A 19,099-nucleotide genomic window follows, 5' to 3' on the forward strand; every position below is an offset into this window, starting at 1 on the left:
GCCGACAGCCTCGGCGATGCGGCCGAAACCATCTCGGGCAAGGACGGCAAGCTGCGCGGCGCGGTCGGGGCGCTGCTGTCCGCCGCGCTGGAGGAGACCCGCCGCTCGGTCGATCTCGGCGAGGACGGCATCAAGGAGCGGGCGGCCATCGCACTGTCGCGGATCGAGGCCCGCGCCGGCCGGAACATGGCGCGCGGCACCGGGCTCCTGGCGACGATCGGCTCCACGGCGCCCTTTGTCGGCCTGTTCGGCACGGTCTGGGGCATCATGAATTCCTTCATCGGCATCAGCCAGGCGAAGACGACCAATCTCGCCGTGGTCGCGCCGGGCATCGCCGAGGCGCTATTGGCGACGGCGATCGGCCTGGTCGCGGCGATCCCCGCCGTCATCATCTACAACGTCTTCGCCCGCGCCATCACCGGCTACCGCGCGACGCTGTCGGACGCCTCGGGCGAGATCCTGCGCCATCTCTCGCGTGATCTCGAGCGGCGCCAGCGCCTGGTTGCGAGCGTGCCGGCGCGCTCGGTCCTGCAGGCGGTGCCGCCGGCCGCCGCCGCGATGCCGCGTGCCCGGGCGGAGTGAGCCATGGCCGTCTCGCTCAAGGACCCGCAGGATGGCGATCTCGGCGAAGTCGCGGACATCAACGTCACGCCCTTCATCGACGTCATCCTGGTGCTGCTGATCATCTTCATGGTGGCGGCGCCGCTTTCGACGGTCGATGTCGCGGTCGACCTGCCGGTCTCGAACGCGCAGCCGCAGCCCCGGCCGGACACGCCGGTCTTCCTGACGGTGAAGGGCGATCTGTCGCTCGCGCTCGGCAACGACGCCCTGCCGCGCGAGGCGCTGCAGGCGACGCTCGACCAGCGCACCGGGAATGACCGCGAGCAGCGCGTCTTCCTGCGCGCCGACGGTGCCGTCGCCTATCGCGAGCTGATGGAGGTGATGAACCTGCTGCGCAAGGCGGGCTATCTGAAGATCGCGCTCGTCGGCCTCGAGGATACCGGGCAGGGCGCGGCGGCGGCCAAGCCATGAGCATCGGGCGCTCGCCGCAGACACGTTTCTGGCCCGCCGCGCTGCGCTGGGGCGTCGCGGCGCTGGTCATCGCCGGCGCCCATGGCACGGCCGGCTGGATGATCGCGACCTGGCAGCCAGCCGAGGCCGCGGCCGGCGCTCAGCCCGCCGCCGTGATGATCGAGCTCGCGCCGCTCGCGGTTGCGCCGGAAACGCCGCAGCAGGATATCGCGCCCGGACCCGAGATGGTCGAATCCGAGCCCGAACCGCCGCCGCCCGAGCCTGTGGTCGAGCGACCCAGGGAACCCGAGCCGCCGCCGGAGCCGGCGCCCGTCGCGGCGCCTGAACCGGACATCAAGATCCCCGAGCTTCCGCCCTTGCCGGACGCCGCCGCCGTGCTATCGCCGCCGCCGAAGCAGGAGCCGCCGCCTCCGCCGAAGGAGGTGAAGAAGCAGCCGCCGCCGAAGCCCAAGGTCGTGCAGCGACGCAAGCCGGTAAACCCGGACAAGCCGCGCTCCGAGCAAAGCTCGGCCCCGACCGCGCAGGCGCAGATTGCCCAGCGCACTGCCGCCCCCGCATCAGGCGCGTCCTCCGCCTCGCCGGCGGCGACGGCAAGCTGGCGTGGCACGCTGATCGCCCATCTCAACCGCTTCAAGCGCTTTCCGAACGGGGCGAATCCCGGCACCGCGCAGGTCGCCTTCAGCATCGACCGCGGCGGGCGGGTGCTGTCGGCGCGGCTCGTGCGCGGCTCCGGCGATTCCGCGCTCGACGAGGAGGCCGTGGCGATGATCCGGCGGGCGAGCCCTGTCCCGGCACCGCCGGACGGGCTCGGCGGCGGCTCGGTTTCCCTGTCCGTGCCGATCAGGTTTTCGCGATAGATCGTTGCAGCGATTGAACTGCCGGAGATTCCGGCGGTTAATCGGTCGTCGCGGGCGCGGACAGGAGATGGGTCATGATCGCACCGAAACTCGCAGCCGGGCTTCTGCTGGCGCTGGCCTGCAGCGGCTGCGTCACGCTCGAGGAGCGGCGGGCGGCCGACGAGGCGCGTTGCCGTTCCTACGGCTTCAAACCCGGCAGCGAAGGCTTCTCGAACTGCCTGCTGCAGATCGATCTGGATCGCTCGGCGGAGCGTCGCTACCAGTTCGACCGCTTCGATTCAGGCTTCGGCGGCCCGCCCTATTACTGGCGGCGCTGGTAGCCCTTGCCGGTTTCGGCAGTTCTGGCGTGAGGATCGGCCGCAAGAAAAAAGGGCCGCGCGTGAGCGCAGCCCAAGTCTAGGGAGGAAACGCCCAAGGAGGGCGACGCAACATCTCTGCTGCGCTGCACTCTAGATAGGACGGCAATCGATTGCCTGCAAGGGTAAAAGGGAAGCAAAGCTGACTTAAATTGCGCCTGAGAAATATCACCGCGAAATCAGGGTATTGAGCGGGTTTCTCGAATGCATTGCCCGTTTCGTGGGCAATTTTGCCGGCGCCGGCTCAGGAGCCTCTCGATGCGGCATCTGCGAGGCGAAACGCAAGCCCGATCGAGCAGCCCGGCCGCGGCATCGCGCCATGGCCGAGCCTGTCGAGGCGGAAGGGTCAGCCCAGCGACATCGTCAGCGGCGGCTTGACCTCGGGCGGCAGCGGCGAGGTGTAGCCTTCCTTGCCGAGGCGGGCCCTGTGGTCGGCCTTGGCCGCTTCCATCAGGGCCGGGTCGCTCAGCACGGCAGCGCCGGTCGCCGCCATCGCCTTGGCGACATGCACCATGGCCTTGTGCGCCGCCGGCGCCTTGCCCTGCGCCACGACCTGCCAGGTGTGGAACGGCGTGCCCATCGCGACGGTCGGCGCATGCGCCTGCACGGTCGGCACGGCCCAGCTCACATCGCCGATATCGGTCGAGCCGATCGCCGGATTGCGCTTGGCGCCGCGCGGCACGAGGAAGTCGGCCAGCGGGGCGCCGCTGTCCTGCATCCCGACCGTGCGCCAGATCGCGGCGATGTCCTGCGGCGWGAGCGTCTTGCGGATCTCCTCGGCGAAGGCCTTGTCGGCATCATCGAAATGCGGCGGGCCGAGATCCTCCATCACCTTGTGCATGGCTTCTTCGAGCGGCGTGTTGGCGACGAGGTCGGAGACGGCGCTGACGATGCGCATCTCCATCTTGGTTTCCGTCATCAGCGCGGCGCCTTCGGCGATCTTCTTCACGCGCTGGACGAGCTCCAGCATGCCGCGGAGATCGCGGGCGCGGATCGAGTAGCGCACGCGGGCATGGGCCTGCACCACGTTCGGCGCGATGCCGCCAGTGTCGAGCAGGGCGTAATGCACGCGCGCGTCGCTCGGCATGTGCTCGCGCATGTAGTTCACGCCGACATTCATGAGTTCCACGGCGTCGAGCGCCGAACGGCCGAGATGGGGCGCGGCGGCGGCATGCGAGGCGCGGCCGGTGAAGACGAAATCGGCGCGGGTATTGGCGAGCGCGAGCGCCGGAGCGACCTCCCAGAAGCTCGACGGGTGCCAGCTGATCGCGACATCGGCGTCGTCGAAGGCGCCGGCGCGGACCATGAAGGCCTTGGCCGCGCCGCCTTCCTCGGCCGGGCAGCCATAATAGCGAACGCGGCCGGGAATCTTGTTCTCGGCCAGCCAGTCCTTCATGGCCACGGCGGCGAGCATGGCGGCCGAGCCGAGCAGGTTATGGCCGCAGCCATGGCCGTGGCCACCGGTCTCAATCTCCTTGTGTTCGGCGACGCCAGCCTCCTGCGACAGGCCGGGCAGGGCATCGTACTCGCCGAGGAAGGCGATGACCGGGCCGCCTTCGCCCGCCTCGCCGATCACGGCGGTCGGAATGTCGGCGACATTCTCGGTGATGCGGAAGCCTTGATGCTTCAGCTCGGCGACATGCTCGGCGACGGAGCGCTTCTCGGTGTAGCACACCTCCGGCATGCCCCAGACCCGGTCGGAGAGAGCGATCAATCGCTCCTTGTTCGCATCGACGTGACGCCAGAGATCGTTTCGATTGTCCATGATCTATTGCCTTGTCGGATCGCGGCGCGCCGCAGCGGCGCACCATGGCGATCTATCCCCTTGGGAGGCATCGATCCGTCGGAGACCGGCTGTGATCGCCGACCCGATGCCTCGCGGCCGCATATGAGCAAGCCTCTCGGCCCGCGTCCAGAAGCGCGGCGCATGGCGGAGCGGCGTCTCAGGCCTTTTCGGTGAGAAGAGGCTGCGCGGCGAAATCGCTGAGGATCGGGCAATCGGGCCGGTGGTCGCCATGGCAATGCGCCGCCAGATGCCGGAGCGTGTCGGCCATGGCCTGGAGTTCGGCCGCCTTGGCCTCGAGGTCGCGGATATGGGCCATGGCGAGCTTCTTCACATCGGCGCTGGCGCGGCTGCGGTCATGCCAGAGCGCCAGCAATTCACGCGTTTCCTCCAGCGAGAAGCCGAGATCACGCGCCCGCCGGACGAAGCGCAGCGTATGCACGTCGTCATCGGCATAGACCCGGTATTGCGCCGCCGTCCGCGAGGGCGCCTCGATCAGCCCGATGCTCTCGTAATAGCGGATCATCTTGGCGCTGACGCCGGAGCGGGCCGAGGCTTCGCCGATATTCATCCTATGCCTCCACCTTGAAGCGCCTGAGCCGGAGTGCGTTGGCCAGCACGCTCACGCTCGACAGCGCCATGGCAAGCCCCGCGAAGACCGGCGAGAGCAGGACGCCCCAGAGCGGATAGAGCAGGCCGGCCGCCACCGGAATCAGGATGGCGTTGTAGCCGAAGGCCCAGGCGAGATTCTGGCGGATATTCGTAATCGTCGCCTTGGACAGCGCGATGGCGCGCGGCACGCCCATGACATCGCCCGACATCAGCACGACATCGGCGCTTTCGATGGCGATGTCCGTCCCGGTGCCGATGGCGATGCCGACATCGGCCTGGGCGAGGGCAGGCGCATCATTGATGCCGTCCCCGACGAAGGCGACCTTGCGGCCATCCTTCTGCAAGGCCTTCACCACCTCGGCCTTGTCGGTCGGCAGCACCTCGGCGCGGATTTCATCGATGCCGAGCTGCCGGGCCACGGCGGCGGCGGTGCGGCTGTCGTCGCCGGTCACCATCGCGACCTTGAGGCCGAGCTGGTGCAGCGCTGCGATCGCGGCCGGCGTGGTCTCCTTGATCGCATCGGCGACGGCGATGACGGCGGCGAGCTTGCCATCGACGGCGGCATAGAGCGGGGTCTTGCCGGCTTCCGCCAGTGCCTGGGCCCGGCCCGCGAAGGCCGAAACGTCGATGCCGATCTGCGCCAGGAGCCTGTGGCCACCGATGGCGACGCGCCGGCCCTCGACGGTCGCCGTGACGCCACGGCCGGCATCACTGACGAAGTTGGCCGGCTCGGCCAGCGCAAGGCCACGCGCCTTCGCCGCCGCGACGATGGCCAGCGCCAGCGGGTGTTCGGAGCGGTTCTCGGCGGAGGCGATCAAGCGCAGGACCTCGTTGGCCTCGAAGGTCTCAGTCGGCTCGATATCGGTCAGCTCCGGCTTGCCCTTGGTCAGCGTTCCCGTCTTGTCGAGGGCAACGACCTGCACATCCCGCAACCCCTGCAGCGCATCGCCCTGGCGGAACAGGATGCCGAGCTCGGCGCCGCGCCCGGTGCCGACCATGATCGAGGTCGGCGTCGCCAGTCCCATGGCGCAAGGGCAGGCGATGATGAGCACCGCGACCGCATTGACCAGCGCATAGGACAGGGCCGGACTCGGGCCGAAGGCGAGCCAGACCAGGAAGGTCGCGAGCGCCACCGCCATGACCGCCGGCACGAACCAGAGCGTGATGCGGTCGACCGCGGCCTGGATCGGCAGCTTGGCACCCTGCGCCGCCTGCACCGTGCGCACGATCTGGGCGAGCAGCGTGTCGGAGCCGACCTTGCGCGCGGTGAAGCTCAGCGCGCCCGAGCCGTTCACCGTGCCGCCGGTGACGAGGCTGCCGGCTTCCTTGCGGACCGGGGCAGGCTCGCCGGTGATCATCGATTCGTCGACGAAGGAGGTGCCGTCCCGCACCTCGCCATCGACCGGTACACGCTCGCCCGGCCGCAGGATCACGGTATCACCCGGCTTGACCTCGTCGACCGGGATATCGGTCTCGCTGCCCTGGCGCAGGATGCGCGCCGTCTTCGGCTGAAGCGCGATCAGGCTGCGGATCGCCGCGCCGGTCCGGCCCTTGGCGCGGGCCTCGAACCAGCGGCCGAGCAGGATCAGCGTCACGATGACGGCGCCCGATTCGAAATAGGTTAGCGCCGTGCCTTCCGGCAGCAGGCCGGGCAGGAAGGTCGCGACGCTCGAATAGAGCCAGGCCGCGCCGGCGCCGAGCATAACCAGCGTGTTCATGTCGGGTGCGGCGCGCAGCAGGGCGGGGAAGCCCTTGCGCAGGAAGACCAACCCTGGTCCGAACAGCACGATCGTGGCGAGCACGAAGGAGAAGATGCGCAGATTTCCCTCGCCGAAATTGCCTGCAAGCCAGTGGTGCAGGGCCGGGACCATGTGGCTGCCCATCTCGATCACCAGCAGCGGGATCGTCAGCACGCCGGCGAGGATGACCGAGCGCAGCAACCGCGCCTGTTCTTCCTCCTTCAGCATCTGCATATGGTCGTGCTGGCCGGCTGCATGCCCATCATCGGGCGTCACCGGGCTCGCCTCATAGCCGGCCTTCTCGACCGCCTTGATCAGCTCGGGGCCAAGATCGCCGCCGGCCACGGCCTTCACGCTGGCGCGTTCGGTGGCAAGGTTCACGGTGGCCCCGACGACGCCGGGCACAGCCCGCAGCGCCTTCTCGACATGGCCGACGCAGGACGCGCAGGTCATGCCGCTGACCGACAGGTCGATCGTCTGCTCCATCGGCTGGTAGCCTGCTTGGCGCACCGCCTCCTCGACCTGCCTCAACACGTCGCCGCCTTTGGCGAAGGTCACATGGGCGCGCTCGGTCGCGAGATTGACCGCGACCGACTCGACGCCCGGCACCGCCGCGATGGCGCGCTCGACCCGGCCGACGCAGCTCGCGCAGGACATGCCCTCCACGGCCATGTCGAGCGTCGCCAGCCCATCCTTCGTCCTGTCGATGACCGTCATCGCCGTCTCCTTCATCGTGATGACGGTTCATATGGGGCTTCCCATCATGGGAAGGTCAAGGGCGCGGCTGTGCCTTTTTTGCAGATGACCTCAGGGCGTCTCGACAGAGACGCTCTTGATGATGGCGTAGACCGGCTTGCCGATGGCCAGCGCAAGACTCGCCACCGATTTCGCCGTCAACCGCACGATCAGATTCGCATCGCCGCAATCGAGCCGCAGATGCACAGTGCTGCCGCCTTCGCCCGTCCGCTCGCCGATCTCCGCGACCGTGCCGGGCAGGGCGTTGAGCGCGCTGGTTCCTTCAGGCGGTGCAAGGCTGAGCATGACGTCGCTCGCCATGATCCGCACGCGCAGCTGCTGCCCCAGCCTGAGCGCGCCGCGGGCAATGGCGAGTTCGCCCGCCGGCGTCGCCAGCCGGGCGAGGCCGAAGGCCTCGTCGAAGCCCGTCACCGCGGCGGAGAGCACCGCGCTCGCCTCCGGCGCACCGGGCCGCGAGGCGAGGTCGACGCGCGCGAGGATCTCGGCCGTCGGCCCGCAGGCAGCTATCCGCCCGGCGTCGACGATGGCGACGGTGGTCGCCAGCCGCGCCACCTCGGCGAGCGAATGCGAGACATAGACGATGGGGATGCCGACCTCGTCGCGCAGCCGCTCGATATGCGGCAGGATCTCGGCCTTGCGGGCCTCGTCGAGCGCGGCGAGCGGCTCGTCCATCAAGAGCAGGCGCGGCTGCGCCAGCAGGGCACGTCCAATGGCGACGCGCTGCTTCTCGCCGCCGGAGAGGGCTCCGGGCCGCCGCTTCAGCAGATGGCCGATCCCGAGCAACTCCAGCACCTTGTCGAACTCGGCCGGCTTGCGCACCGCATGTGGCACGAACCAGTGGCCGAAGAGCAGGTTCTGCCGCACGGTGAGATGCGGAAACAGCCGTGCCTCCTGGAAGACGTAACCGATCCGCCGGCGATGCTTGGGCAGGAAGACGCCGCGCGCTGTATCGAGCAACGCCTCGCCCTCGACCCGCACATGGCCCGCCTGCGGGCGGATCAACCCGCCGATCACGTTCACCAGCGAGGTCTTGCCCGAGCCCGACGTGCCGAACAGCGCCGTCAATCGCCCTTGCGACTGGAAGGCCGCATCGAGCTGGAAGTCGCCCAGCCGGTGCCGGACGGCGATGTCGAGGACGGGCGTGGTCATTCGACCGCGATCCGCCGGCCGACCAGACGCGCCATCCATTCGGAGAGGAAGAGGGCGGCGACCGAGATCGCGATGGAGATGATCGTCAATCGCATCGCGCCGGTCTCGCCGCCGGGAACCTGGGTGAAGGTATAGATSGCGGAGGGCAGGGTCTGTGTCTCGCCCGGGATGTTCGAGACGAAGGTGATGGTCGCGCCGAAYTCGCCCATCGCCTTGGCGAAGCWCAGGATCATGCCGGCGAGGATGCCGGGCACGCAGAGCGGCAGCGTCACGACGAGGAAGACCCAGAGCGGATTGGCGCCGAGCGTGCCGGCGGCCGCCTCCAGCTTGCGGTCGACGGCCTCGATCGAGAGCCGGATCGCCCGCACCATCAAGGGAAAGCCCATCACGCCGCAGGCCAGCGCCGCACCGGTCCAGCGGAAGGAGAGAACGATGCCGAACCAGTCATAGAGGAACTGGCCGATCGGCCCGCGCCGGCCGAAGCCGATCAGCAGCAGATAGCCGGTGACGACGGGCGGCATGATCAGCGGCAGATGCACCGCCGCATCGAGCAGCGACTTGCCCCAGAAGCGTCCGCGCGCCAGCAGGAGCGCGACCACGAGCCCGAGCGGCAGGCTCGCGAGCGTGGCGGTCGTGGCGACGATCAGGCTCAGCCTGACCGCCGTCCATTCCTCGGGAGTCAGCCAGTGGCTCAAGCCGACAGGCTCACGACGACGAGGCGGGCTTGTTGAGGACGGTGAAGCCCTGCTTCTCGAAGACCGGCTTGGCCGCGGGCCCGCGCAGATAGGTCAGGAAAGCCTGCGCGTCGGGATTGGCCGAATCCTTGGTCACGGCGACCGGATAGACGATCGGCGGGTGGGAGCCCTCGGGGAAGGTCGCGACGACCTTGACCTGCGGGTCGGCGGCAGCGTCGGTGGCGTAGACGATGCCGAGCGGCGCCTCGCCGCGCGAGACGAGGAGCAGAGCGGCACGGACATTGTCGGCCTGCGCGATCTTGTCCTTCACCTTGTCCCAGCCGCCGAGCTTCTCGAGCGCGGCTTTGCCGTATTTGCCGGCCGGCACGGAATCGACATTGCCCATGGCGAGGCGGCTCGAACCCAGCGCACCGCTCAGATCGACGCCCGGCGCCAGCTCGACCTTGAGGGTCGTATCCTTGGCGCCGACCAGGACGATCTTGTTGCCGAGCAGGCTGACGCGGGTATCCGGCTTGATCAGGTTCTTGCTCGCCGCATAGTCCATCCAGTCGAGATCGGCCGAGACGAAGAGGTCGGCCGGCGCACCGCTCTCGATCTGCTTGGCGAGCACGTTGCTCGCGGCATAGGAGATCTTCGGCGCCGGCTTGCCGGTTTCCTTGACCCAGTTGGCGGCGGCCTCGTCGAGCGCGTTCTTCATGCTCGCCGCAGCGAAGATCACGAGATCCTTCGTCTGCGCCTGGGCGGCGTTGAAGCTCGGGGCGAGGCCCATCGCAAGAGCCAGGCCCATCCCGAGCATCGTCCGGCGGTTGATCATGCTGTCCCTCACTGCGCTTGTCGTTGTATATCGTTGGATATAGCGATGGTTGCCGTGCGTCCTCGGCCAAGTCAAGGACGGCCGGCTGCGACCGCGTGACCGACACATCACCAAAGAGAGAGCGACGATGAAGATCAGCGCACGCAACCAGCTCAAGGGCCGAATCGTCGAGATCACCAAGGGCGCCACCACCGCCCATATCCGCATCGACATCGGCGGCGCGGTCGTCACCGCCTCGATCACCAATGCGGCCGTCGACGATCTCGGCCTCACCGTTGGCAAGGAAGCCTATGCCGTGGTGAAAGCGTCCGACGTAATGATCGCGATCGACTGATTTCGATGGTCCGCGAGAACGAGATCCGCGACAAAGAGGTCGCCGTCGCGCCGCCGCAGGCGACCGATGCCGGCCTCGCTTTCATCGGAACGATCCGCACGCCATGGACCTCGCGATTGGCCTGCCCACGTCAGGGCAGGGCGGATGGACCGATCTGCCGCATCGAACTCTTCGCGCCCTGGGATCAGGCGCTCGACGGCATCGAGCGCTTCGAGCGGCTGGAGGTGCTGTACTGGCTGCACCGGTCGCGCCGCGATCTCGTCCGCCAGAGTCCGGCCAACAACGGCGAGACCCGCGGCACCTTCGCCTTGCGCACGCCGGTCAGGCCCAATCCGATCGGCACCTCGATCGCGCCGCTGGTCGCGCGCGAAGGCCCGGTCCTGCTGGTGCGCGGGCTCGACTGCCTCGACGAGACGCCGCTGCTCGACATCAAGCCGGATCGCACCCTGTTCAAGCCGATCGCCCCGCCGCAGCCGGGCGATTTCGAGACGGGGTGAAAATCGCAATCGAACCAAGCCGTCATTCCGGGCTTGACCCGGAATCCATCCTAGAGCGTTGGCGCCCTTCGATGGATTCCGGATCGGCGCGGCTTCGTCGCTTGTCCGGAATGACGGCGCGGTTCGATGGGAACCCTCCCGCTCACCCGTGCGGGTGCTTGTGGATCGGGTCGAYCCAATAGACCTCTTCCGGCTTCTCGACCGGGTCGACATCGGTGATGTTGACCACCACCGCCTCGTTGTCCGAGCGCACCAGCACGCATTGCAGCGGGTTGTCGGGATCGGCGTTGATCTCCTGGTGCGGCACGAAGGGCGGGACATAGATGAAATCGCCCGGCCCGGCCTCGGCGACGAATTCCAGCCGGTCCCCCCAGCGCATCCGGGCCTTGCCGCTCACCACATAGATCACGCTTTCGAGCGCGCCGTGATGATGCACGCCGGTCTTGGCGTTGGGCTCGATCGCGACCGTGCCGGCCCAGATCTTCTGCGCGCCGACGCGGGCGTGGTTGATCGCCGCCTGCCGGAACATGCCGGGCGTCTGGGCGGTGTTGGGGTCGAGCTTGTCGCYGGTGATGACGCGCACGCCGTCATGCTTCCAGCGCGGCTCGTCATGGGAGTGATCGTGCGGATGGTCGTGGTCGTGCGAATGATCGCTCATGGCACCCTCCTGTTGTCCGTCCGAATTCAAGCCGTCTTCGCCGGCCCGGTCGCCAGCGGCCGGTCGCTCGCGCCCCATTCGGCCCAGGACCCGTCATAGAGCGCGCGTCCCGGCTTGCCGATGCTTTCCAGCGCCGTCGACAGGATCGCGGCGGTGACGCCCGAGCCGCAGCTCGTGATCAGCGGCTTGTCGAGATCGACGCCCGCCTCGGTAAAGGCGGCCGCGATCGCGGCCGGGTCCTTCAGGCTGCCATTGGCGATCAGCGCGGTCGCCGGCACATTGCGCGCACCCGGCATATGGCCGGAGCGGACACCCGCGCGCGGCTCCGGCGCCTCGCCGCGGAAGCGGTCGGCCGGGCGGGCATCGACGACCTGCGTGCCATTGGCGAGAGCCTTGGCGACATCCTCGGCACTGGCGACGGCGGAATGGTCGAGCCTCGCGGTGAAGCTGCGGTTGGAGCGGGCGCGCGGCGGGCCGTGCTCGATCGGCCGGCCTTCGCTTTCCCATTTCGGGAAGCCGCCTTCGAGGATCACCACGTCCTTCGCGCCGAAGGTGCGGAAGGTCCAGCGCACGCGCGSSGCCGAGAACAGGCCGAGCCCGTCATAGACSACRATGCGCATGCCGTCGCCGATRCCYATGGCGCCGACMGCSGCCGCGAARGCMTCCGGCCGGGGCAGCATATGCGGCAGGTCGGAGCCGGTATCCTTGACCGCGTCGATGTCGAAATGCACCGCGCCGGGAATGCGCCGCTCGGCAAATTCGGCATGCGGATCGCGGCCATGGGCCGGCAGATACCAGGAACCGTCGACCACGATGACGTCTGGCGCGTTCAGGCGCTCGGCGAGCCAGTCGGTCGATACGAAAACGTCTTCGCGGGCCATGTGATGTCCTTGGGGATATTCGAGGTTTGTTGGTTATTGGAACCGCGCCGTCATTCCGGGCTTGACCCGGAATCCATCGTAAAGAGCATCGCCCGACAATGGATTCCGGATCGGCGCGGCTTCGCCGCTGGTCCGGAATGACGGTGTGCTTCCGTCGAAAACCGCTTCTCAGGCCAGCGCGATGCGGACGCGCCGGTTCTGCTTGCCCTTCTTTTCGATGTCGGTGACGGCGACAAGGCCGATCTCGGCGGTGTTGCGCACATGCGTGCCGCCACAGGGCTGGAGGTCGATATCGCCGATCGCGACCAGCCTGACCCGGCCGGAGCCGCGCGGCGGCTTCACCGACATCGTTTTGACCAGCCCCGGATTGGCGTCGAGCTCCGCGTCGGTGATCCAGCGCTCGGTCACGTCGGCATTGCGGGCGACGAGCGCATTGAGCTTCTCCGCCAGCTCGGCCTTGTCGAGCCCGCCCTCGGGAATGTCGAAATCGAGCCGGCCGTCGCCGTCGCCGATCGAGCCGCCGGTGACGGGGTAGGGCAGCACGACGCTCAGCAGATGGAGCGCGGTGTGGATGCGCATGCGCTTGAGGCGTCTCTCCCAATCGAGAATCGCGGTCACAGCCTCGCCGGGCGCGGGCGCCGGCTGCCCTTCGAGGGGAACATGCAGGACGCGGCTCTTGTCCTCGGGGTCGTAGATCGTCGTGCCGATCGCGATCAGGTTGCCGTCGGCCCGGCGCAGATGCCCGGCATCGCCGGGCTGGCCGCCGCCGGTCGCGTAGAAGATCGTCCGATCGAGGACGATGCCGCCGCGCTCGTTGACGGCTTCCACGGTCGCCGGCGTCTCCTTCAGATAGGCATCCTGGCGGAACAGCAGTTCGGTCGGCATGATCTCGTCGTCTCGCTCGCGGTGCTCGCGGCACCTTCGGCCCGCAGACTGCACCGATTGCCGGGCGGGTGCCACCTCATTGGCGGGATAACGGGGATGACGCAGCCTGCGAGGCTTACCGCCCCTCGATTCAATGCCTAGATGGCGGTCTCGACCAATCCGGAGCCGCCATGGCCTTGCCCCGCATGAAACCGACGGACGGCGTCGCCTGGATCACCGGCGCCAGCTCCGGCATCGGCGCGGCCGTCGCGCTGGAACTGGCGCGGCGCGGCTGGACGGTCGCGATCACCGCCCGCCGGACCGACGCGCTCGAGGCCGTCGCACGTGAGGCCGAAAGCCTGCCCGGCCGGATCGTCGCCCATGCCGGCGACGTGACCGATGAACAGGTGATGCGGGACATCGTCGAAGCCGTCGAGACCGTGCACGGGCCGATCGCGCTCGCTTTCCTCAACGCCGGCGTCGCCCCCGGCCCTACGGGCGGCCCGTTCGAGCCCGCAAACGTCGAAGCGGCGATGGCGGTCAATCTGTTCGGTGTCGCCAAGGGCCTGTCGGCGGCGCTGGGCCCCATGACGCAGCGCGGTCGCGGGCAGATCGCCGTCAACGCCTCGCTCGTCGGTTATCGCGGCCTCATCGGCGCAGCCGCTTACGGCGCCTCCAAGGCGGCGGCGATCCATCTCTGCGAGGCCCTGTATCTGGACTGCCGCCGCGTGGGGATTCGGCTTCAGCTCGTCAATCCGGGCTTCGTCGACACGCCGATGACCCGGCGCAACCGCTTCGCCATGCCCTTTCTGATAAGCGTCGAGGAGAGCGCGCGGCGAATCGTCGACGGCTTCGAGCGCGGCGGCTTCGAGATCACCTTTCCACGCCGTCTCGCCTGGATACTGAAGGCGGCCCGGCTGTTGCCCTATCCGGTCTATTTCGCGCTGCTCTCCAGAGTCGTCGACCGGCAGCGTTGAACCGACGTCAACGGCCGCGGATCGTGGCGAAAGCGTCGAGCGCGCGCTGGCGCCCGAGGGCTAGGTCGATGAGCGGGGCAGGGTAGGTCGCGCCGATCCGGATGCCCGCTGCACGCAGGGTCTCCTCCGAGGCTTTCCACGGCGCGTGGATCTCTGTGTCGGGAAGCCCGGCCAGCTCAGGCACCCAGCGCCGGACATAGGCGCCTTTCGGATCATGGGCCTGCCCCTGTGTGACAGGGTTGAAAATCCGGAAATAGGGCGCGGCATCGGCCCCGGACCCCGCCACCCATTGCCAGCTCGCGGCATTGTTGGCCGGATCGGCATCGACCAGCGTGTCCCAGAACCAGGCTTCGCCCTCCCGCCAGTCCTGCAGGAGATGCTTGATGAGGAACGAGGCCACGACCATCCGCACGCGGTTGTGCATCCAGCCCGTGGCCCAGAGCTCGCGCATCCCGGCATCGACGAGCGGAATGCCGGTCCGGCCACGCTGCCAGCGGCGCAAGGCCTGCTGGTCCGCCTTCCACGGAAAGGCATCGAAGCGCGCATCGTAATTCCGCGTCGCCAGTTCGGGATTGTGGAAAAGCAGGTGATAGGAGAATTCGCGCCAGCCGAGCTCGGACAGGAATTTCTCGGCATCCGCCGCCGAGCCAACCGCCTCGCCATTGTCACGCGCCGTTCCGAGCGCATGCCAGATCTGGCGGGGGCCGATCTCGCCGAAGCGTAGATGCGGCGAGAGCCGCGATGTCGAGTCGCGGTCGGGGCGGTCGCGTCCGTCCGCATAGCCAGCAAGCGAATCGCCCAGGCAATCCTCCAACCGCTCCCGCGCGCCGTCCTCGCCCGGTGTCCAGGCGTCGCGCAGGCCGCCGGCCCAGTCCGGCCGCGTCGGTTCGAGAGCGAGCTCTTCCAAGGCAAGCGCGCGTTTCCCGAACGAATCGGGCAGCGGGAAGGAACGGATTCGGGAGGGCGCGGGCAAAGGCGCTGCCGGCTCGCCGCGCTCGCGCGCCGCGCGCCAATAGGGCGTGAAGACCTTCATCGGCTGGCCGGTGCGCGTCGTCACCTGCCACGGCTCGTTCAGCAGGCTGGCGTTGAAGCTGCGGACCTCGATTCCCGCGCTGGAAAGCCTTTCCTTGAGTCGCGTATCGAGCGCGATCGATCCCGCCTCATAGCGGCGGTTCCAGGTAACGCGCTCGATTCCCGCCGCCTCGATGAGGGCCGGCAGCAGCGTCGCCGGGGCGCCGCGCAGGATGTCCAGCCGGCCGCCCTTGCGGGCCAATGCGGCGGAAAGCGCCGCGAGCGAGCGCGACAGCCACCAGCGCGCCGCGCCGCCGAGAGGGCGCCGCGCGCCGTCTTCATCGAGAATATAGAGGCACAGGACAGCGTCCGATTCCGCTGCGCAGGTGAGGGCGGGGTTATCGGCGAGCCGCAGATCGTCCCGGAACCAGTGCAGGCTGCGCTGCGTCATCGGACCTCGCCAGGGCTTCTCGGGAGACGGACGGTGGCCTGCCGAACGGCGCGGCAGCCATCGCAATCGCCCCGGACGCTATACGCGGGAGCCAGACGATCGGTTTTCAAGAAGATTATTTGGAGGCCTCGCCCGGAATCGAACCGGGGTGCAAGGATTTGCAGTCCTCTGCGTAACCACTCCGCCACGAGGCCTTCCGGCGAAAACGGCCCAGCCGCATCCGCGAGAGCGGCTATAACCACAAGCCGGGACGCACCGCAACCCGGCATCGCATCTTTCACCTGTCCGACATGAAGATGTGTTTTGCGGTCGCAAAGGGGGTTGCGCTGTCGGGATCACGCCGCTATTACCCCGGCCACCGTTCCCGGATAGCTCAGCGGTAGAGCAATCGACTGTTAATCGATTGGTCGCAGGTTCGAATCCTGCTCCGGGAGCCAGCGAATTCAAGGGCTTGAGCGAAAGATCGCTCAAGCCCTTTTTCGTTCCCGGGCAGGGCAGGTCGTGCCGGACCTGCCCCCCGGCCCGCACAGGCTCAAAGCTTACGAGACGAAGGCCGCATTCTTCGGGAAATTCCGACGCCTGTCGCCCGATCCGGCAGGCGCATGCGACGCTCGCGGGATGCGAGCGCGCTTGCCTTTTGCGCCGCACTCGAACAGAAAGCTGCCATGAGCGGCGGTGCCGCGCCGGCTTCGGGCAAGAGGTCTGAGGCTACGGCCGGACCGCGTCGCGGACGGAGAGTTCAGGGCATGGAAGGTTTCACCGGGCTTCGCCGCAACATGGTGGATTGCCAGTTGCGGACCTATGACGTCACGGACCGGGCCGTGCTGGCCGCTGCGGACGAGGTCCCCCGGGAGGCTTTCGTCCCCGAGAGCCTGGCTCATCTCGCCTATCTCGACCAGGCCATCGGGCTGCCGGGCACGGGCCGGGCCCTGATGACGCCGATGGTGATCGCACGCATGATCCAGACGCTGGATATCGAACCGGGCGAGGATGTCCTCGAATATGGCGGCGGCACGGGCTATGGCGCCGCGCTGATCGACCGGATGGGGGCGAAGGCGACGTTGTGGGAGCCCGATGGCGAGGCCCGCGCCCTGGCTGCCACCGCACTCGCGGCCGCCGGCAGCGGCGCCTCCGTCGCCGACAAGGAGCCCGCGGCGGGATCGTTCGACGCCATTCTCGTCAGCGGCTCCTGCGAGCTCGAACCGCGGAATCTGTTTTCGCTCCTGCGTCCCGAAGGTCGCTTGATCGTGGTGGAGGGGCAGGGGCGCGCCGCCCGCGTGAAACTCTACCAGAAATCGGCAGATGTTGTTGCCGGGCGTACCGTTTTCGACGCGGCAGCGCCGGAACTGGCGGAGTTCCGGCGTCCGCCGGCCTTCGTTTTTTGATTTTAAGGTGTCGCATTTTTACGGCACCTGTTCACGGAAACCAGTCCGGCGCGGCCATTGCATTGGCTCGAAGCGCCGGTAAGGGTATGAAATGACAACTTATGCCGAGGCTGGGGCGATGCCTGGGCGCGACTTTAGTGCGCACGAGAGGCGTCCAGTGGAACGACGAAGCGATAAGAAGAGTTTCGGATTCGGCGTCAGCGCCGTTCTGGCTTTGGTGCTTGCAGGCGGCTGGAGTGCCGCCGCGCAAGCCCAAACCATGGACGCGGCCTTGGCCCGCGCCTATGCGGGCAATCCGACCTTGAACTCCCAGCGCGCCTCGGTGCGCGCGACAGACGAGAACGTCCCGCAGGCGCGCGCCGGCTATCGGCCCCGAATCACGGCCTCCGCCGATATCGGCGCCAGCGTCCTCGATTCGTCGGTTCCCGCCGGGGCGGCCTCGTCCGCCTTCCATAACAACCTCACGACCCGGCTCAATCCACGCGGCGCCGGCGTGCAGATCACCCAGAACATCTTCGACTCGGGCAAGACCCGCAATTCGATCAGCCAGTCCGAATCGCAGGTCCTCGGGGCGCGCGAAACGCTGCGCAACACCGAGCAGAACGTGCTGCTCGATGCCGCGACCTCCTATATGAACGTGCTGCGCGACACGGCGATCCTCAATCTCAACCGCAACAACGTCGAGGTTCTGGAGGAGCAGCTGCGCCAGACGCGCGACCGATTTCAGGTCGGCGAAGTGACCCGCACCGACGTGGCGCAGGCGGAAGCCCGCCTGTCCTCGGCGCAGTCCCAGGCGATTCTCGCTGAATCGAACCTGAAGACCTCGGTGGCGCGCTACCGGCAGAATGTCGGCACCGAGCCGCGCTCGCTCGCCCCCGGCCGCCCGGTCGAGAACCTTCTGCCGAAATCGCTGCCCGTGGCGGTGAACCAGGCGCTCGCGGGCCATCCGGCGATCATCGCGGCGCTCCATGGCGTCGACGCGGCCGAGCTCCAGGTCAAGGTGACGCAGGCCGATCTCGGGCCGACCATCGGCCTGACCGGCTCGGTCCAGCAGCGTTACGACAACCAGTATTTCGGCGATAACCGCACCTCGGCCAGCATCGTCGGCTCCCTGACGATCCCGATCTACGAGGGCGGCCTGGTCTATTCCCGCACCCGCCAGGCCAAGGAGACGGCCGGGCAGCGTCGCATCGACGTCGACACGCAGCGCGACACGGTGCGCGCCGCGGTCATCTCCGCCTGGGGCGGGCTCGAAGCCGCCAAGGCGCAGATCATCGCGGCTCAGGCCCAGGTCGAGGCTTCCTCGACGGCGCTCGCCGGCGTGCGTGAGGAGGCCAAGGTCGGCCAGCGCACCACGCTCGATGTCCTCAACGCGCAGCAGGAACTGGTCAGCGCCCGGTCGAACCTGGTGTCGGCCCAGCGCGACCGTGTCGTCGCCTCCTATTCCGTGCTCTCGGCGGTCGGCAAGCTTTCGGCCCAGACCCTGAAGCTGAAGACGGCCAACTACGACTCGCGGCAGCATTACGACCAGGTCAAGGACCTCTGGTGGGGCACCCAGACCCCGGACGGGCGCTGAGCCCCGGCAGAGTTCCGCGTAAGGCCGCCCCGGGCAGGGGCGGCACATTCGGGCAACAGCGCTGTTTTCTCCTGTGGGATAAGGCTTTGCCGCCTTGTCTGCCCGGAGTCTCATGGAATACTCCGCTTTGGAGCGGCGTTGATTCCATCGGCGCGCGCGCTGTCCAACGGTCCAGACTGTCATGAACGCGCAAGCCAAGCCCAATGAACCGTCGATGGAGGAGATTCTCGCCTCCATCCGCCGGATCATTTCCGACGACGAAGCCAAGCCCGCCGARGCCGAGGTTGAGGCTCCGGCCCCCGAGCCGGTGCCGGCTTCGATCGACGAGGACGTGCTGGATCTCGGCACGGAGGCCGCGTTCGTCGCGCCTCCCGCCGTCGAGCCGCCACCTGCGCCCACCGCCCCGGCCGAAGCCGAGGCTGATGTCGATTTTCGCGAGACCGAAGAGTCCGAGCCGCCGGCTCCGGTCGCGACCGTGGCCCCCGTCGAACCGACGGCGGCCCCTGTTGCCGCGCCCCAGCCGGAACCGGCACCGCGGCCCGTCGACATGGCGAGCCTCCTGTCGGATCAGGCGAGTTCCGCCGTCACCAGCGCGTTCGGGCAGCTTGCCAATACCGTGCTCAGCAGCAATGCGCGGACGCTCGAGGATCTCGTCAAGGACATGCTCAAGCC

20 protein-coding genes and 2 tRNA genes are annotated in these 19,099 nt (G+C 68.2%); 11 read left to right on the top strand and 11 right to left on the bottom strand.

Translation table 11 applies throughout. From position 1 onward, the window contains the following. The 4 genes from exbB to AB4Y99_RS12515 form a co-directional block, all read left to right on the top strand. On the top strand, positions 1 to 582 hold a 582-nt coding region (gene exbB / locus AB4Y99_RS12500; protein ID WP_441523544.1), incomplete at its 5' end, for a tonB-system energizer ExbB. A 3-nt stretch (positions 583 to 585) separates the two neighbouring features. After that, the gene (gene exbD / locus AB4Y99_RS12505; protein ID WP_038367453.1) at positions 586 to 1,032 is read left to right on the top strand and encodes a TonB system transport protein ExbD; all 447 of its coding nucleotides are present in this window, start codon (positions 586 to 588) and stop codon (positions 1,030 to 1,032) included. Then, positions 1,029 to 1,889, top strand: coding sequence for an energy transducer TonB family protein (locus AB4Y99_RS12510; RefSeq protein ID WP_191125098.1), 861 nt, complete (start codon positions 1,029 to 1,031; stop codon positions 1,887 to 1,889). Before exbD ends, AB4Y99_RS12510 begins: the two co-directional genes overlap by 4 nt. 74 nt (positions 1,890 to 1,963) lie before the next feature. Further along, positions 1,964 to 2,209, top strand: a complete 246-nt coding sequence (locus AB4Y99_RS12515) for a hypothetical protein (RefSeq protein ID WP_038367450.1) — start codon at positions 1,964 to 1,966, stop codon at positions 2,207 to 2,209. A gap of 382 nt (positions 2,210 to 2,591) precedes the next feature. On the opposite strand, the gene AB4Y99_RS12520 is transcribed toward AB4Y99_RS12515, so the two are convergent. From AB4Y99_RS12520 to modA, 6 genes are all read right to left on the bottom strand, one after another. Further along, a complete protein-coding gene (locus AB4Y99_RS12520; RefSeq protein ID WP_441523545.1) occupies positions 2,592 to 4,010 on the bottom strand; it encodes a M20 family metallopeptidase in 1,419 nt (472 codons plus the stop codon). Positions 4,011 to 4,188: 178 nt separating this feature from the next. Beyond that, positions 4,189 to 4,599: a Cu(I)-responsive transcriptional regulator gene (gene cueR, locus AB4Y99_RS12525; RefSeq protein WP_112762187.1), complete on the bottom strand. Its 411-nt coding sequence runs from the start codon at positions 4,597 to 4,599 to the stop codon at positions 4,189 to 4,191. A 1-nt stretch (position 4,600) separates the two neighbouring features. After that, positions 4,601 to 7,096, bottom strand: coding sequence for a heavy metal translocating P-type ATPase (locus AB4Y99_RS12530; protein WP_441523546.1), 2,496 nt, complete (start codon positions 7,094 to 7,096; stop codon positions 4,601 to 4,603). Between the two features lie 90 nt (positions 7,097 to 7,186). Beyond that, positions 7,187 to 8,284, bottom strand: a complete 1,098-nt coding sequence (gene modC / locus AB4Y99_RS12535) for a molybdenum ABC transporter ATP-binding protein (protein WP_441523547.1) — start codon at positions 8,282 to 8,284, stop codon at positions 7,187 to 7,189. Continuing rightward, the gene (gene modB, locus AB4Y99_RS12540) at positions 8,281 to 8,979 is read right to left on the bottom strand and encodes a molybdate ABC transporter permease subunit (protein ID WP_441523548.1); all 699 of its coding nucleotides are present in this window, start codon (positions 8,977 to 8,979) and stop codon (positions 8,281 to 8,283) included. Before modB ends, modC begins: the two co-directional genes overlap by 4 nt. 10 nt (positions 8,980 to 8,989) lie before the next feature. Further along, positions 8,990 to 9,793 carry a molybdate ABC transporter substrate-binding protein gene (modA, locus tag AB4Y99_RS12545; RefSeq protein WP_191125100.1) on the bottom strand — a complete coding sequence of 268 codons (804 nt, stop codon included), beginning with the start codon at positions 9,791 to 9,793 and terminating at the stop codon, positions 8,990 to 8,992. A 127-nt stretch (positions 9,794 to 9,920) separates the two neighbouring features. Here modA and AB4Y99_RS12550 point away from each other — a divergent pair, with 127 nt between their 5' ends. Continuing rightward, the gene (locus tag AB4Y99_RS12550; protein ID WP_038367435.1) at positions 9,921 to 10,127 is read left to right on the top strand and encodes a TOBE domain-containing protein; all 207 of its coding nucleotides are present in this window, start codon (positions 9,921 to 9,923) and stop codon (positions 10,125 to 10,127) included. A 5-nt stretch (positions 10,128 to 10,132) separates the two neighbouring features. Further along, entirely contained in the window at positions 10,133 to 10,624 is a 492-nt protein-coding gene (tsaA, locus tag AB4Y99_RS12555; protein WP_441523549.1) for a tRNA (N6-threonylcarbamoyladenosine(37)-N6)-methyltransferase TrmO, read from the top strand. A gap of 142 nt (positions 10,625 to 10,766) precedes the next feature. On the opposite strand, the gene AB4Y99_RS12560 is transcribed toward tsaA, so the two are convergent. The 3 genes from AB4Y99_RS12560 to AB4Y99_RS12570 all read right to left on the bottom strand — a co-directional run bounded on the left by AB4Y99_RS12560 (position 10,767) and on the right by AB4Y99_RS12570 (position 13,048). Beyond that, the gene (locus tag AB4Y99_RS12560; protein ID WP_441523550.1) at positions 10,767 to 11,282 is read right to left on the bottom strand and encodes a cupin domain-containing protein; all 516 of its coding nucleotides are present in this window, start codon (positions 11,280 to 11,282) and stop codon (positions 10,767 to 10,769) included. A 26-nt stretch (positions 11,283 to 11,308) separates the two neighbouring features. Next, positions 11,309 to 12,163 (bottom strand): 3-mercaptopyruvate sulfurtransferase, encoded by an 855-nt coding sequence (gene sseA, locus AB4Y99_RS12565; protein WP_441523551.1) that lies wholly within the window; start codon positions 12,161 to 12,163, stop codon positions 11,309 to 11,311. Positions 12,164 to 12,331: 168 nt separating this feature from the next. Then, entirely contained in the window at positions 12,332 to 13,048 is a 717-nt protein-coding gene (locus AB4Y99_RS12570) for an alanyl-tRNA editing protein (protein WP_191125103.1), read from the bottom strand. 170 nt (positions 13,049 to 13,218) lie between these two features. On the opposite strand from AB4Y99_RS12570, the gene AB4Y99_RS12575 reads away from it, so the two are divergent. Next, a complete protein-coding gene (locus AB4Y99_RS12575; protein ID WP_441523552.1) occupies positions 13,219 to 14,004 on the top strand; it encodes an SDR family NAD(P)-dependent oxidoreductase in 786 nt (261 codons plus the stop codon). 7 nt (positions 14,005 to 14,011) lie between these two features. On the opposite strand, the gene AB4Y99_RS12580 is transcribed toward AB4Y99_RS12575, so the two are convergent. Beyond that, positions 14,012 to 15,466 carry a cryptochrome/photolyase family protein gene (locus AB4Y99_RS12580; RefSeq protein ID WP_441523553.1) on the bottom strand — a complete coding sequence of 485 codons (1,455 nt, stop codon included), beginning with the start codon at positions 15,464 to 15,466 and terminating at the stop codon, positions 14,012 to 14,014. Positions 15,467 to 15,586: 120 nt separating this feature from the next. Next, positions 15,587 to 15,660 (bottom strand) — tRNA-Cys (locus AB4Y99_RS12585). A gap of 168 nt (positions 15,661 to 15,828) precedes the next feature. Between AB4Y99_RS12585 and AB4Y99_RS12590 the strand changes: the two genes are divergently transcribed. From AB4Y99_RS12590 to AB4Y99_RS12605, 4 genes are all read left to right on the top strand, one after another. After that, positions 15,829 to 15,903 (top strand) — tRNA-Asn (locus AB4Y99_RS12590). A 309-nt stretch (positions 15,904 to 16,212) separates the two neighbouring features. Then, a complete protein-coding gene (locus AB4Y99_RS12595) occupies positions 16,213 to 16,851 on the top strand; it encodes a protein-L-isoaspartate O-methyltransferase family protein (RefSeq protein ID WP_038367419.1) in 639 nt (212 codons plus the stop codon). A 259-nt stretch (positions 16,852 to 17,110) separates the two neighbouring features. Beyond that, positions 17,111 to 18,427, top strand: a complete 1,317-nt coding sequence (locus AB4Y99_RS12600) for a TolC family outer membrane protein (protein ID WP_248311264.1) — start codon at positions 17,111 to 17,113, stop codon at positions 18,425 to 18,427. 181 nt (positions 18,428 to 18,608) lie between these two features. Then, a partial coding sequence (locus tag AB4Y99_RS12605; RefSeq protein WP_441523554.1) for a PopZ family protein occupies positions 18,609 to 19,099 on the top strand: 491 nt, incomplete at its 3' end.

The organism is Allobosea sp. TAB14 (genome assembly GCF_052113865.1).
In the GTDB taxonomy this organism is placed as follows: Bacteria; Pseudomonadota; Alphaproteobacteria; order Rhizobiales; family Beijerinckiaceae; genus Allobosea; species Allobosea spartocytisi.